This window comes from Arthrobacter sp. L77, assembly GCF_000816565.1.
Classification (GTDB): domain Bacteria; phylum Actinomycetota; class Actinomycetes; order Actinomycetales; family Micrococcaceae; genus Arthrobacter_D; species Arthrobacter_D antioxidans.
On sequence record NZ_JWSU01000006.1, the window covers coordinates 365,814 to 380,210 of the forward strand.

Here is a 14,397-nt window from a genome sequence, read left to right on the forward strand (position 1 = left end):
ATCAACGAGTTCCGATTCGACGTCGATAATTCCACCGGGGGTCGAAGTGCGGTAGCCGTCGACGGAGACGTGACTGAAATGAGTCCAGCATCCACCGGTGTTTCTAAGCAGTGTATGAGTCCCCAGCCTTCGTCGTCGCTCCAGCAGCGGACGACTTCGGATAGTTTGGGAGGGTAACTAATAATCCAGTCGAGGGGGAGTATCGCGATCGCTCGAGGGGAACTTTGGTGCAGTGGGAGCGATTACGTTGGCCGTGGCACTCTCCATCACTGGGTGCGCGAGCGACCAGCCGGCGGCAGAAGTGACGCCGCCGACCAGTGGTGCGTCCTCGAGCCAGAGGCCGTCGGCAACGCCTGCGACCGAGCCATCAGTCGCGGCTCCCACCCCGACACCGTCGCCCGCCGCCACCTCTGCAGCTGCCACTGAGCAGCCCACACTGGGAAAGGTCAGCTCCTATCAAACGGGATTCGCCTACGCAGCAGGTGCTTTGCCGGAACGGTGGCGCAGCCAAACCGGCTGGTATGCACTGAAGGGGCAGGGAGCCGAGATCTTCGGGGACCTGGCAGCATTCGTCGAGCGTGACGCGACGACGAACGACCAGACCCTCGTAATGACCAACAGCCGGGGAGAGGTCCTGTATCGATCGCCCTCCTTGGGGCTCCAGCAGCCACAGACGGTAGAACCGTTCCTTGGCCGGGTGCGCCAGAACGGCAAGCAGTTCATCGCCTTCTACCAGATCGGCATACCGGCCCGACCTGAGGGTGGTCAGGGCGGCGGGGTGCCGATCGCGCAGCTCATCGTCGTCGACGAAACCGGTACAGCGACAGTCGTCGATGAGGACGTGAGCCACTACCGCCCGCGTCCCACCGAGGACGGCAGTAGGGCTCTGGCCTTCACCACCACGGACGGCAGCCTCGAGATGCAGAGCGGCGTTGCCGCCGGTCCCGACGCCTTGGATTTTGTCCGTGTCCTGAACGCGGAAACGGGTGAACTGGAGCCAATCCCGGAACGTGAGGGCCAGTCCTGGCTTGCCCGCGTCGACGGTGTGGACGTCTACCGGTCCCCGGGATCCACGGACCCGCAGACCGGCGAACCAATGGCGACCGCAGGTACTCGCGACTGGTCCACCACCTTCTACGACCCCGCGTCCGTATCCCTCACCTTCGGGCCGACCTACCTGTCCGTGGTCACACTCGATGGAACCTGCGAGATCCGCGACCTGCACACCGGTGAACCCCTCGTCTTCGAGGGTGCAGCGCAGGGCTGCGCCTATGAGACCTCGACGCGGTCCTCGTCGGGCAGCACGTCCAGTCCGAACGGCAGGCTCTTCCTCATGCATTGGAGGGATGCTCAGGGCGTCGATGCGCAGTGGGTCGTGAACCTGGAGACCGGGGAGCAGAAGCGGACGGATCCGGCGTCTGATTTCCGGCCCACGATGATCTCGGACGCAGGCGACGTCTACGGAAAGAACACCGCGGGTGACGCCACCGGGTACCTGAAGTTCCCGGACCAGATGCAGCCACGGTTCGACGCAACGACGTTCGACCTGCCCACGGCCATCAACGGGCAAGGCCTCGGCATGTTCACGTACGAGGACCTACCCACCTACTTCGCGGTCCCCATCAGCTAGCGCATGGCTCCATGGGCTGTCATCGATGCCGCGACCGGCCGAGCAGTCGGCATGACGACGTTCTGCACCCTCGATAGGGCGAACCGCCGCCTCGAGATCGGGCGATCTGGCTCGGTCAGGAGGCACGTAGACCGGCATCACCACAGCCACCACGATGCTGCTCCTCACGCGCTTGTTCGACGACCTCAGCTGTATCGCTGTCGAATTTCGCGCTGGCACAACCGTCAGTCACGGGCAGCTATCGAACGTCTCGGCGCGAAGCGGGACGAAGTGCTGCGCAAGCACACGAACCTTGAGAACTGCACCATCCGTGACACCGTCGTGTACTCGATCATCGACGACGAATGGCCGACCGTGAAGTTCGCCCTCGACGAGCGGATGAACCGGTAGAAGCAATCCGCATGACGATCCCTGTTCGTGCGTCACGTTCAATCGGACTCGACTTCAACCCACCTCATGTTCGAAATCCGTGATGCGATCCAACACATCCCAAGCGCTCGTAGAAGCGATGTGCGTCCTTCCGTGCCTCAATGCCGGACCGGTATGTTCGGCACTTGCGCGAAGGCGACGCCGGAGCAGACGATCAATGCCAGGGAAGGGCGGGACCGGGCGGTCGAACTCGTCATCGACACCACCGAGCAGTTCGACGTCACCGGGTGATGGCCCCGCGACGGCGTAGCGAGAGCGCAGGAATGCTCCTCCGAAGGCGGTGAGGAGGGTGCCAGCTACAGCTACGACCGCTGGGCACCCCAGGGAACAGACCATATCGGGGACGCCCGACGTGTCGCCGAGTACTGGGAGTCCCTCGGCATGATCGTACGCACCATGAACCCGACGACATTCCCGACTCTCGTCGCGGAGGGCGGCCCGTCCTCCGTGCTGAATTCGATACGCATGCAGCTGACAATTCGTACAGTATCGGTGCCACGGCCCCCTGCTCGCCGGGCAACGCGGTCGCTTTGAACGATGAGGACGAGGCAGAGCGGTATCAAGGCGAAGAACTTCCCGGAGACGAAGGGATCGTCGTTCAGGAAAGCCCTCCCAAATGACCCCACGATGCAGCCACGACCGAACCCCGGCATCGAGCGCTGACCGTCAGTAAGGCAGTTCTCATCGGGTTGTGGTCCTCAGCGACCATCTGAGCTCCTGAGCTACTTTCCGACACGTCCCGATGCTTTCCGGCGTCGGTGGCAATCGGAGGATGGGAGGCACATAGGCTGGGCAGGTCAATGAATGGGGGTTGTCGTGCGCAGGCGGAGCTATCTGTGGTTCATCGTGGCCGGGGTGTGTGTCGTCCTGGCGGTGCTCATTTTCGCCGGACGGACCCTGCTGTCGGAGTGGCTGGGTGATTCCCTCACCTACCGGGCAGTGATCGTGGCGGCGTGGGTGTTCCTTGCCGGCGCGGCAGGGGCCCTCACCAGAGCCTTCAGCTCACTGGATACGGATCCGACAGCACCGGCATCACCGGGAGCCGGCCCATGACAGTCCACTCCGAGGCGGCGGACACGACCTACCTCCCGCGCATGTCCCGGCGTTACCGGACAGGACTGCCCGTCATCGGCGCACCGACGATGCCGCCACCCTCCGCAACAGCAGGTAGACGGTGAAAGTGGATGACACGAGCACGCCGACAGACGGTAGTCGCGTGAGACGAAGGACCCGTCCCTCGGTGAAGGACTATCTGTGGGGACTGACGACTGTCCTGATCCTCGTGGCCGGCGGGTTCTTGCTGGGCATTCCGCTGTGGAACACCATGGGCATCGAGACCCAGCGCTGTGAGGTGGTGTCCGCGGAGCCGATGACCTCATCGGGCGGGTCGCGGGGCTCGGCGTCCACGGCCGGGGTGCTGATCGAGACATCGAACTGCGGATCCCTCGAGCTGTCGCAGGGGGTGACGCGCGATACGCGCGACGAGATCGCGGCGTCGTTCGAGGTCGGCGCCGAGTACGACATCGAGACCGGCTGGTTCTCCCGCGTCGTGATGATCGACCTCCTCGACGAGATCGGGTCCATCCGAAGCTACCGGCTGGTGGAATGACGAAGATGATGCGCGTCGAACCATCCTCGAGCGGCATGTCACTCATGCCCGTCCATGGGATGAGCGCATGAGCAGGAAGCGGGAAACGGTCGAGTCGGTCCAGAGTGATGTCCTCGCTGCTATCGCTCACGTCAGCGCTGTCGCTCGCGCGGAGCGGGACGAGCCGCGAGTCCATGCCGCTGATTGGCTTGATGGCCTGTTCACCGAAATCAGGGGCGAACATCATCTCCGCGAAGCCGCCGCGGAAGCCTTGACCCTGTACGGAGGCGTGGCGTCGTTCTCCGATGCCGGAACCGCTGAGTCCTCGTACGCCGTCACACAGCTGGGTGCCGCGCTGCGGCACGCCCGAACGTGGTCTACGCGGGATCAGGCGCCGATCGCCTTCCGGGTGACCGCGTATGCGTACACCACCAGGTGGCTGCGTCGCGAGGTTCGGGGCTTCCGCTATGACGCATTGTGGAGTGACGGTCGCGTTGATCGCGACGTCCTCCGCTCGACCTACGGGGGTCACAGCACTGACTACCACACCACGTCGAGAGCCTTGGAGTCCACGTGCCCGGTCGCCGGAACCGGTCCCTGGATCGAGCACGGTTCGGGTAAGCCGATCGATGGCCCTGCATAGGAATCGGATTTCCTCGGTTACCTCCAGCTCCTCATCGACTGCCCGTCAGGGTTCTTCCACCTGCCTGACCGGCGAGACCGGTCGCTGCTACTCACCCGTCGTCATGCTCGCCCGAAACTACGTCCGATGTGCTCTTGACCCCCCGGTACCGCAGGTCCATTCTGGTCCCACAAACCAGCCGGAATCAGCCGGACGGCCCGGCCCAGAACCGTACGTAGGGGCATTTCCTGAGCTTTCCGGAGTAGTTGCATGTCTTCGCCACGACGTACGCGCCGGATGAACATTCTCCGAAAGCAGCCGCCGAAGGCTCACCACAACGAACGATCAGTACGATCCGCAGGAGGTCACGATGCCAGGACTGGTAAGGAAGAGCCTTGATGAACCCGAGGAGACGCGTCCGTTCGAGGGCGACACGGGCCAGCTTCAACTTGTCGACTCGGAACTGGGCCCGGTAGGCCGCGCCACGTTCCATCCCGGATGGCGCTGGTCCGAGCACGTCAAGCCGATCGCGAAAACCGACAGCTGTCAGGCCGCCCACGTGGGCTACTTCGTGTCCGGCCGGATGAGGGTCGTCATGAACGACGGGGAGGAAATGGAGTACGGGCCGGGTGACTTCGCGGCCATGGCCCCCGGACACGACGCATGGGTCGTGGGAGACGCACCCTGCGTCTTCATCGACTGGCAGGGATTCGCCGACTACGCCAAGCCCTGAACCGCGAGGCCCAGCATGCCGCAAGGACACGTGCTTCGCCCCGATGAGGCCCTGGCCGGAGATGTCCGGCCAGGGCCTTTTGGTGTCCGCGTGCAGGTCGACCGGATCCGGGCACGAGCGATCGGTAGGCTGGAGGCGCAACCGCTACCGAGGAGGACCACGTGGGCATCACACCCGAAGATGAAGTCGTCAGGATCTGCCAGGAACTGATCCGCATCGATACCTCGAACTTCGGGGACAACGCAGGCCCGGGGGAGCGGAAGGCCGCCGAGTACACGGCCGGGCTGATTGAGGAGGTGGGACTGGCGACCCAGCTGTTCGAGGCCGCTCCCGGCCGCACGTCCGTCCTCGCCCGCATGGAGGGCTCGGACTCCTCCCTGCCCGCCCTCGTGGTGCACGGCCACCTCGACGTCGTCCCCGCGCAGAAGGAGGACTGGACGGTCGACCCCTTCGGTGGCGAGGAGAAGGACGGCCTCATCTGGGGCCGCGGCGCAGTGGACATGAAGGACATGGACGCCATGATCCTGTCCGTCCTGCGGTCCATGCAGCGCGACGGCATCAAGCCCAAGCGGGACCTCATTTTCGGCTTCTTCGCCGACGAGGAAGCCGGCGGCGCCTACGGCGCGTCCTGGCTCGTGGACAACAAGCCGGAGGTCTTCGAAGGAGCAACCGAGGCGATCTCCGAAGTGGGCGGGTTCTCCGCGACGATCGGCGGTCAGCGGACCTACCTCCTGCAGACGGCGGAGAAAGGCATCTCCTGGCTGCGCCTGGTGGCCCACGGCCGCGCAGGGCACGGTTCCCAGATCAACACCGACAACGCGGTCACCGCCCTGGCGCGGGCCGTCACGCGCATCGGCGACTACGCCTGGCCCATCGAACTGACCCCCACCACGCGCCAGTTCCTGGACGGCGTCACCGAGCTGACCGGCGTCGAGTTCGACCCCGACAACCCGGACGTGCTTCTCAAGGAGCTCGGGACCGTGGCGCGTTTCGTCGGCGCGACGCTGCAGAACACCGCCAACCCGACGGTGCTCAAGAGCGGCTACAAGCACAACGTGATCCCCGGGACCGCCGAGGCGCTCATCGACGTCCGCACGCTGCCCGGCCAGCAGGACCAGGTGCTGGAGATCATCCGCGGGCTCGCGGGCGACGGCGTCGACGTGAGCTACGAGCACAAGGACACCTCGCTCGAGGTGCCGTTCTCCGGCAACCTCGTGGACTCGATGATCGACGCCCTGCATGCGGAGGACCCCGGGGCAAAGGTTCTCCCCTACACGCTCTCCGGCGGCACCGACAACAAGTCGCTGAGCCGCCTCGGCATCACCGGCTACGGCTTCGCACCCCTGCAGCTGCCCGACGAGCTCGACTTCACCGGCATGTTCCACGGCGTCGACGAACGCGTCCCCACGGACTCGCTGCGCTTCGGGGCGAAAGTGCTCGCCCGGCTGCTGACCACCTACTGAGCAGGATCCGACCACCGCAGGAGGCGCCATGACCATCACGACGACGACGGACGGCGTAGGGCATCTCCTCCCGGACGACCTGCTCGAGCGGTTCCGGGACCGGGCCGGGGGTTACGACGCCACGAACACCTTCTTCACCGAGGACTTCGAGGAACTGACCGGGATCGGCTACCTGCACCTCCTGGCGGATACCCCGCCCGGCGACGCGGGCGGGATGGCGCGGGCCGCCGCGGCCCAGCGGCGACTGGCCGCGGCCGCCCCCGCCACGGCGCTCGGCATCAACATGCATCTCGTCTGGACGGCCGTCGCCGGCCTCCTCGCGGACCGCGGCGACTCCTCGCTGCGGTTCGTCCTGGACGAGGCCGCGCAGGGCGAGGTCTTCGCCTTCGGCGTGTCCGAACCCGGCAACGACGCCGTCCTCTTCGACTCGCTGACACGGGTGGAACCCCTCACGGACGGCGGCTTCGCGTACACCGGCACGAAGGTGTTCACGAGCCTCTCACCCGTGTGGACCCGCCTCGGGATCTTCGGGAAGCTCGAGGGCGCGGGCGGCGGGGACGATGCGATCCTCCACGCTTTCGTCCCGCGCGGGACGCCTGGGGTGGAGACCCTCGAGGACTGGAACCCACTGGGGATGCGCGCCACCCGCTCCAATACGACCCGGCTGGTGGACGTACGCGTGCCGGCGGACGCGGTCTTCCGCACGCTGCCGGTGGGGCCCAACGCCGACCCGCTGGTCTTCGGGATCTTCGCTGGGTTCGAGACCCTCATCGCGTCCGTCTACCTCGGCATCGCGGACCGCGCGCTCGACCTCGCGGTAAACGCGCTGACACGCCGTCGGAGCCACGTGGGGGACCGCGCACTGTCCGAGGACCCCGTGCTGCGGAACCTGCTCGCCGGGCCCGCCATGCGGCGGACCGGAGCGGACGCCGAGCTCCGGCAGGTCACCCTGGACCTGGACACACGCTCGGGCGAGGCGGCCCAATGGTTCGCACGCCTCGTGACGCTGAAGACCCATGCGGTGGAGGCAGCGGTGGCCGCCACCACGGCGGCGCTCCACGTGGGCGGGGGATCGGGCTTCTCGGCGTCGTCCGAGGTGTCCCGCCTCCACCGCGACGCCCTGGCCGGTCAGTTCCATCCCTCGACGGAGGAGTCCGCGCGGGCCACGGTCGCGACGGCGCTGCTGGGTCCGACGTCGGGCTGACGGTCCTGCCCGGCTGCTCGGGGCAGCCGGCTCAGGCGGTGCGCTCGACGCGGAGGACCCTCCGCCGCAGCCAGTACCGCCGGCCACCGCCCATGTAGATGCAGCTGCGCTCGAGCTCCCACTTGCCGTACTCCGCGTGCTCGGTGATGAGTTTGCGCGCCGCGGGCAGTGGTTCCCCGGCGTTCATCGTGAGGACCAGGTACTCGTACTGCCGCCCGTAATCGCGCTCCCGGACGGCTGTCGCATTCAGAAAATGTTCTCGCATATCCCTCCAATTCCGTCCACTTTACCGATAACGTCGAGCCATGAGCATAGATCCGCGTGTCGCGCTCCAGTCCCTCGTGACAGCCCTCGAGGAGCACCTTGCGGCCTCGGCATCGCGACGGCGCGAGGACGACCCCGCGGTGGAAGCGGCGTATGTCGGTATCGCCGACGCGTTCGAGGTCTACGAGGAAGCGCTCTACGACGCCTTCGGCGAGATCACCCCGCTCGAGATCTACGAGGAAGCGGACGAGGACGACGAGGACGACGACGAGGACGCCGAGTATGCGTCCGACCTCGTGGAGGCCGAAGTGGAGAACTGACCCCCGGGCGGGACCGTTTCAGGCGGAGACCTCGTCGAGGACCGCAGCGATGGGTTCGGCCACGGGCGCGCCGCTGGTCTGCAGGATCTCCTTGAGCTGCTGGGGGGTCCGGGCGCCCACGATCGCGGAGGCCACGCCGGGCCGGTGGAGGAGCCAGCGCAGGGCGAGTTCGTGCGGCTGCAGATCCAGGCCCCGCGCCGCGGTGCACAGCGCCTCCGTGATGCGCTGTGGCTTCCCTGCCAGGTAGGGCTCGACGTACGGCGCCCACACGTCGGAGGCCCCGCGTGATTCGGTGGGGATCCTGCCGCGGTACTTGCCGGTCAGGACGCCCCGGCCCAACGGACCCCAGGCGAACACCGCGGCCCCGAACGCCTCCGCGGCGGGGACCACGTCCCGCTCGACGCCGCGATTCACGAGCGAGTACTCGACGTCGTTGACGAGGAGCGGGAAGGACGCCGTCGCGGCCGCCCGGGCGAACTCCCAGCCCGCGTAGTCGGAGACGCCGACGTAGCGGGCACGACCGCTCGCGTAGGCGGCTTCCAGCGCGCTCAGCGTCTCCTGCAGCGGGACGGCGGAATCGGGGGAGGGCGCGAGCCAGACGTCGACGTGGTCCGTGCCGAGCAGCGAGAGGGAGGCGTCGAGCGAATCGAGCAGACCCCGGCGCGATGCGTCGAGGCGCCGGCTGCCACTGCGGGTGGTGCCGCCCTGCACCACGAGGACGAGTTCCGACCGGGCCACGGTGTCGCCGATGAAGCCGCCCAGTATCGCTTCCGCCTGGCCCTCACCGTAGCGGGCCGCGGTCTCGACGAGCGTGCCACCGGCATCGGTGAAGAGACGGAGCTGCTCCCGGGCAGCCTCCTCGGAGACTTCCTGGCCCCAGTTCATGGTGCCCAGCCCCAGGGCGGACACGGTCAGGCCGCTCATCCCCACATTTCGCCGTTGCATGAGGCCAAGCCTAAAGCCTGTCACCGGCCGGATGGCTTAGGGTCGTAAGGGTGAATTGGATAGAAGCGATCATCCTGGGGTTCGTCCAGGGCCTTACCGAATTCCTACCCATTTCATCGAGCGCACACCTGCGCATCGTGGGCGAGTTCCTCCCGAACGCGCAGGATCCGGGTGCAGCGTTCACCGCCATCACCCAGCTGGGCACCGAGACCGCCGTCGTCGTGTTCTTCTGGAAGGACATCGTGCGGATCGTCAAGGCCTGGTTCGGCGCGTTGAGGGGCAAGGTCCCGCGGAACGACCCCGACGCGCGCATGGGCTGGCTGGTCATCATCGGCAGTGTGCCGATCGTCGTGCTCGGTCTGCTCTTCCAGGACCAGATCGAGGGCTCGTTCCGCAGCATGTGGATCGTCGCGACCATGCTGATCGTCTTCGGGCTCATTCTGGCGGTCGCGGACGCCGTGGGGCGGCAGACCCGTGATCTCCGAAGCCTCACCTACCGGCACGGCATCCTGTACGGACTGGCACAGGCACTGGCCCTGATCCCCGGCGTGTCGCGCTCGGGCGGCACCATCACCGCCGGCCTGCTCATGGGCTACACGCGTGAGGCCGCGGCGCGCTACTCGTTCCTGCTGGCCATCCCCGCCGTGTTCGGCAGCGGCGTCTTCCAGCTCGTGAAGAGCTACGACGAAACCGGCCCGTACGGGCTCGCGGAGACCGCCCTGGCCACCGTCGTCGCCTTCGTGGTCGGGTTCGCGATCATCGGCTGGTTCCTGAGGTACGTCACCACCCGCGGCTACGGGCTCTTCGTCTGGTACCGCATCCTGCTCGGCCTCGCCCTGTACGTCCTTCTCGGCTTCGGCGTCATCAGCGCCTGACCGCGGCCCGTAAGGTTGACCGTGTGATTGCGTGGAATTCGACCCCTGTCCCAGTACTCGACGGTACCCAGTCGGGTATCAGCCTGTTCGACACGGCACTCCAGTGGCCGGCCCCCCTGGGGAACCGTCCCGAGCAGAGCCTCTACGTCTGCGGCATCACCCCCTACGACGCCACGCACCTCGGCCACGCGTCCACCTACGTGGCCTTCGACCTCCTCAACCGGACCTGGCGTGATGCGGGGTCCACGGTGCGTTACGTGCAGAACGTCACCGACGTCGACGATCCCCTCCTCGAGCGCGCCACCGCCACCGGCGTGGACTGGCAGGACCTCGCCGCGGACCAGATCGCCCTGTTCCGTGAGGACATGGAGGCCCTGAACGTCCTCCCTCCGGACCACTACATCGGAGCCGTCGAGTCGATCGACTGGATCGTCCCGATCGTCGAGAAGCTCGTGGGGCGCGACCTCGCCTACACGGTGCCGGGCGAGGGCGGGGAGCCCGACGGCGACGTCTACTTCTCCCTCGACGCTGCGGCGACGCTGGACCGGGACGACCCCGCCCGCTGGTTCCTCGGGCAGGTCTCGCACCTCGACGTCGGGACGATGCTCACGCTGTCGGCCGAGCGTGGCGGCGACCCCCGGCGGCCCCACAAGCGCAACGCACTCGATCCCCTCCTCTGGCGCGCGGCGCGGCCCGGCGAGCCGAGCTGGCCCGCCGGGTCGCTCGGCGACGGACGGCCGGGCTGGCACATCGAGTGTGCCGTGATCGCCCAGCAGTTCCTGCCGGCCCCGTTCACCGTGCAGGGCGGCGGCTCCGATCTCGTCTTCCCGCACCACGAGATGAGCGCCGCCCATGCCTGGGCCGCCAGCGGGACGCCCCTGGCCCGGCACTACGCCCACGCCGGGATGGTCGGCTACGACGGCGAGAAGATGAGCAAGTCGCGCGGGAACCTCGTCCTCGTGTCGAGGCTGCGCCAGGCGGGCGTCGACCCCGCAGCGATCCGCCTGGCGATCCTCGCCCACCACTACCGCGCGGACTGGTCGTGGACGGACGGCGTCCTCCACGCGGCGATCCGCCGTCTCGCCACGTGGCGCGAGGCCGCACGCTCGGCGACACCCGACGACGTCGTCGGGCTCCGTGACCAGGTGAGGGCGCACCTGGCGAACGACCTCGATGCACCGTCCGCGCTGGCCGCGACCGATGCGTGGGCGGCGGCACAGCCCGCCCGGTCCGACGGCGGGACCGGAGGACGGGCGCTGGGGGACGTCGTCGACGCCCTGCTCGGCGTCCGGCTCCAGGCGAACTGAGCCGGCAGCCGGCCTACTGTTCGCGCCGGCGCTTCTTCAGGTACCGCTCGAACTCCCGGGCGATCGACTCGCCGCTGGCCTCCGGGAGGTCCACGGTGTCCTTGGCCTCCTCGAGCTGGCGTACATAGGCGGCGACCTCCGGGTCCTCGGTGGCGAGTTCGTCGACCCCGCGTTCCCAGGCCTCCGACTCCTCCGTGAGCACGTGCGTGTCCACGGCGATCTGCAGGATCTCCTCGAGCTTGTTCAGGAGTGCGAGCTGCGCCTTCGGTGAGGGTGACTGGCCCACATAGTGCGGTACGGCCGCCCACAGGGACATGGTGGGGATGTCCGCGAGGAGGCCCATCTCCGCCAGTACCCCGACGATCCCGATGGGGCCCTCGTACGTGGACGGTTCCACGTCGAGGCTCTGCCGGACGAGGTCGTCGTCGGAGGTGACCGTCACCGGGATGGGCCGCGAGTGGGGGACATCGGCCAGGAGCGCGCCGACCAGGACGATGCAGTCGACGCTGAGCTCCTTCGCGAGCGCGACCAGTTCCGCGGTGTAGGCACGCCACTTGTAGGACGGCTCGACGCCGTTGACGAGGATGAGGTCGACGTTCGAATGGGGCACGACGGTCTTGCTGATGCGCGTGTTGGGCCACTTGATGCGGCGCTGCCCCGATGCGTTCCGCTTGATCATGGGACGTGTGAACTGGAAGTCGTAGAACTCGTCGGCGTCGATGGTGGAGATACGCTCACTGCCGAAGAAGCGCCCCATGTACTTCAGTGCGTCGCTGGCCGCCTCACCGGCGTCGTTCCATCCCTCGAAGGCCGCGAGCATGATCGTGATCCTGCGTTCGGGTTCGGCGGCGTCCTGGAACAGGTCCTGGACTCCGGTCGGCTGGTTCTCTTCGAAGCTATCCACGCTCTCACCCTAGACCCCGGTACGCGGCCATGTCAGGCGGGCTCCCGGTGCACCGGAGGGCCCGGAGGGCGGGCCCTGCCGGGCCGCCGCCGTAGACTTGGGGGCATGGCAACCCACCCCACCGGCAGCATGCACATCCTTGCCCCCGACGAGACCGGCGACGAGCGCGCGGCCGCCACCGGGAACTCCGGCGGCCTGCGGGGCGTGCTCTGGGACATGGACGGAACCATCGTCGACACCGAGCCCTACTGGATCCGGGCCGAGAAGGACCTCGTCGAAGCGCACGGCGGCACCTGGACGGACGAGCAGGCCACCACGCTCGTCGGCCAGGCCCTCGAGTTCTCCGCCGGGCAGCTCCAGCAGGCCGGGGTGGACCTCGGCATCCGCGACATCATCGACCACCTCATCGGGCGGGTCGCGACCGACGTCAGCAAGACCGTCCCCTGGCGTCCGGGAGCGCGGGAACTGCTCGCGGCGCTGCACGCCGAGGGCATCCCCTGCGCGATGGTCACCATGTCCGAGACCCTCCTCGCGAGCGCGGTCGCCGCGCACCTGCCCGAGGGGACGTTCTCCCACCTCGTCACCGGGGACCGCGTGAGCGCGGGCAAGCCCGACCCGGAGGCCTACCAGCTGGGCTTCGACCTGCTGGCGGCCGACCACCCGGGACTGGGCAAGGACGCCGTGGTCGCGATCGAGGACTCCCTGCCCGGCGTGACCGCAGCCCTCGCCGCCGGGCTCACCACCCTCGCCGTCCCGCACTTCGTGCCGCTGCCGCCCGATGCGCGCCGCACCGACTGGGACACCCTCGCCGGACGCACGCCCGCGGATCTCGCGGCCCTGCTGCCCGCGACCGGCGTCGAGGACGGGTCCGACGACGAGTTGGACGATGCTTTCGACGAGAACGTCGCGTGAGCGCACCCCGGAACGCACCGCAGCAGGAGAAGTCCCCTGGTCTGCCGCTCGGCCGGATCGCCGGTGTCCCCGTGGTCCTCGCCTGGTCGTGGTTCGTGATCACCGCGTTCATCGTGCTGGTCTTCGGGCCCCGCGTGGGCCAGGTCATCCCCGGGATCGGTGTCGGTGCGTACGCCGTCGCCCTCGGCTACGCGCTGCTCCTGGCGGCGTCCGTGCTCCTCCACGAGCTGGCGCACGCGCTCACCGCCCGGGCCTTCGGCTGGCCCACCACGAGGATCGTGCTCAACCTGTGGGGCGGGCACACCCAGTTCGCGAGCTTCAACGCCTCCCCGGGGCGGTCCCTCCTCGTCGCCCTCGCGGGGCCCGCAGCGAACTTCGTGCTCGCCGGCCTCGGCTGGGCGATCCTCCAGGCGGTGGAACCGGGCAGCGTCACCTACCTCCTGACGACCATCCTCGTGTGGGCGAACCTGCTCGTCGCGGTCTTCAACGTGCTGCCGGGGCTGCCCCTGGACGGCGGGCGCCTCGTCGAGAGCGCGGTCTGGCGGGTCACCGGGAGCCAGGAGCAGGGCACCGTGGCGGCGGGCTGGGCCGGACGCATCCTCGTGGTCCTGCTGATGGGCGTCGTGGTGGGCCTCCCGCTGGTCGTGGGCCGCGGCCCCGACCTCACGTTCATCCTCATCGCCGTGGTCATGGGTGCCTTCCTGTGGATGGGGGCGACCGCCGCCATCACGAACGCCAAGATGCGCCTGCGCCTCCCCGCGATCAGCGCGGGGAGGCTCCAGAGACCCGCGGTCGGTGTCGCGGCGGGCACGAGCGTGCTCGCCGTCCGCCGCATCCTGCGGGAGAACCCGGGGGTCGCCGTCGTCCTGACCGGGCCCTCCGGTATCCCCGAGGCCGTGGTCGACGACGCCGCGCTGCTGGCCGTCCCGGAGGAGACCTCGGCAGGCACGGCGGTCAATGCCGCCGCACGGCGCCTCGGCGCCGGCGCGTACGTCCCGGAGTGGGCGGAGGGGCAGGAGCTCGTGCAGTTCCTCGCGCGGCTGGAAGGCAACGAGTACGCCGTCGTGAACCGTGCGGGCGCCGTCACGGGCCTGCTCCACCAGCGGACGGTGGTGCAGGCCATCACCGGCAAGGGCACCACGGGGACCTCGCCAGGCGCCTGACCGACGGCGGCGCCCGGCCCCATCCGGGCACGCCCCAC

At 68.2% G+C, this 14,397-nt stretch carries 15 protein-coding genes; 12 read left to right on the forward strand and 3 right to left on the reverse strand.

Annotation, left to right across the window (positions count from 1 at the left end; genetic code table 11):
• Positions 1 to 253 precede the first annotated feature (253 nt).
• The 7 genes from RY94_RS11870 to RY94_RS11905 all read left to right on the forward strand — a co-directional run bounded on the left by RY94_RS11870 (position 254) and on the right by RY94_RS11905 (position 7,669).
• Complete coding sequence (locus tag RY94_RS11870; protein ID WP_156135160.1) at positions 254 to 1,630, forward strand: hypothetical protein; 1,377 nt, start codon at positions 254 to 256, stop codon at positions 1,628 to 1,630.
• Positions 1,631 to 2,863: 1,233 nt separating this feature from the next.
• Positions 2,864 to 3,112 (forward strand): hypothetical protein, encoded by a 249-nt coding sequence (locus RY94_RS11880; protein ID WP_156135161.1) that lies wholly within the window; start codon positions 2,864 to 2,866, stop codon positions 3,110 to 3,112.
• A gap of 187 nt (positions 3,113 to 3,299) precedes the next feature.
• Positions 3,300 to 3,668, forward strand: coding sequence for a hypothetical protein (locus RY94_RS11885; protein WP_052274293.1), 369 nt, complete (start codon positions 3,300 to 3,302; stop codon positions 3,666 to 3,668).
• Positions 3,669 to 3,735: 67 nt separating this feature from the next.
• On the forward strand, positions 3,736 to 4,290 hold the full coding sequence (locus RY94_RS11890; protein ID WP_043445341.1) for a hypothetical protein: 555 nt from the start codon (positions 3,736 to 3,738) through the stop codon (positions 4,288 to 4,290).
• Positions 4,291 to 4,639: 349 nt separating this feature from the next.
• Positions 4,640 to 5,002, forward strand: a complete 363-nt coding sequence (locus tag RY94_RS11895; protein WP_043445343.1) for a cupin domain-containing protein — start codon at positions 4,640 to 4,642, stop codon at positions 5,000 to 5,002.
• 161 nt (positions 5,003 to 5,163) lie between these two features.
• Positions 5,164 to 6,465: a M20/M25/M40 family metallo-hydrolase gene (locus tag RY94_RS11900; RefSeq protein WP_043445345.1), complete on the forward strand. Its 1,302-nt coding sequence runs from the start codon at positions 5,164 to 5,166 to the stop codon at positions 6,463 to 6,465.
• Between the two features lie 28 nt (positions 6,466 to 6,493).
• Complete coding sequence (locus RY94_RS11905) at positions 6,494 to 7,669, forward strand: acyl-CoA dehydrogenase family protein (protein ID WP_052274294.1); 1,176 nt, start codon at positions 6,494 to 6,496, stop codon at positions 7,667 to 7,669.
• Between the two features lie 31 nt (positions 7,670 to 7,700).
• Here RY94_RS11905 and RY94_RS11910 read toward each other — a convergent pair whose 3' ends face one another.
• Positions 7,701 to 7,934: a DUF5703 family protein gene (locus RY94_RS11910; RefSeq protein ID WP_043445347.1), complete on the reverse strand. Its 234-nt coding sequence runs from the start codon at positions 7,932 to 7,934 to the stop codon at positions 7,701 to 7,703.
• 40 nt (positions 7,935 to 7,974) lie between these two features.
• On the opposite strand from RY94_RS11910, the gene RY94_RS11915 reads away from it, so the two are divergent.
• Positions 7,975 to 8,253 (forward strand): hypothetical protein, encoded by a 279-nt coding sequence (locus RY94_RS11915; protein WP_043445349.1) that lies wholly within the window; start codon positions 7,975 to 7,977, stop codon positions 8,251 to 8,253.
• An 18-nt stretch (positions 8,254 to 8,271) separates the two neighbouring features.
• Here RY94_RS11915 and RY94_RS11920 read toward each other — a convergent pair whose 3' ends face one another.
• A complete protein-coding gene (locus RY94_RS11920; protein ID WP_043445351.1) occupies positions 8,272 to 9,198 on the reverse strand; it encodes an aldo/keto reductase in 927 nt (308 codons plus the stop codon).
• Between the two features lie 50 nt (positions 9,199 to 9,248).
• Between RY94_RS11920 and RY94_RS11925 the strand changes: the two genes are divergently transcribed.
• Complete coding sequence (locus tag RY94_RS11925; RefSeq protein ID WP_043445353.1) at positions 9,249 to 10,073, forward strand: undecaprenyl-diphosphate phosphatase; 825 nt, start codon at positions 9,249 to 9,251, stop codon at positions 10,071 to 10,073.
• A gap of 23 nt (positions 10,074 to 10,096) precedes the next feature.
• Positions 10,097 to 11,380, forward strand: a complete 1,284-nt coding sequence (gene mshC / locus RY94_RS11930) for a cysteine--1-D-myo-inosityl 2-amino-2-deoxy-alpha-D-glucopyranoside ligase (protein ID WP_043445355.1) — start codon at positions 10,097 to 10,099, stop codon at positions 11,378 to 11,380.
• A 13-nt stretch (positions 11,381 to 11,393) separates the two neighbouring features.
• On the opposite strand, the gene RY94_RS11935 is transcribed toward mshC, so the two are convergent.
• On the reverse strand, positions 11,394 to 12,284 hold the full coding sequence (locus RY94_RS11935) for a PAC2 family protein (protein ID WP_043445357.1): 891 nt from the start codon (positions 12,282 to 12,284) through the stop codon (positions 11,394 to 11,396).
• A gap of 105 nt (positions 12,285 to 12,389) precedes the next feature.
• On the opposite strand from RY94_RS11935, the gene RY94_RS11940 reads away from it, so the two are divergent.
• Together RY94_RS11940 and RY94_RS11945 are read left to right on the forward strand one after the other, a co-directional pair.
• Positions 12,390 to 13,196 carry an HAD family hydrolase gene (locus RY94_RS11940; RefSeq protein WP_269429746.1) on the forward strand — a complete coding sequence of 269 codons (807 nt, stop codon included), beginning with the start codon at positions 12,390 to 12,392 and terminating at the stop codon, positions 13,194 to 13,196.
• Positions 13,193 to 14,359 (forward strand): site-2 protease family protein, encoded by a 1,167-nt coding sequence (locus tag RY94_RS11945; RefSeq protein ID WP_043445359.1) that lies wholly within the window; start codon positions 13,193 to 13,195, stop codon positions 14,357 to 14,359. Before RY94_RS11940 ends, RY94_RS11945 begins: the two co-directional genes overlap by 4 nt.
• The last annotated feature ends 38 nt before the right edge of the window (positions 14,360 to 14,397 follow it).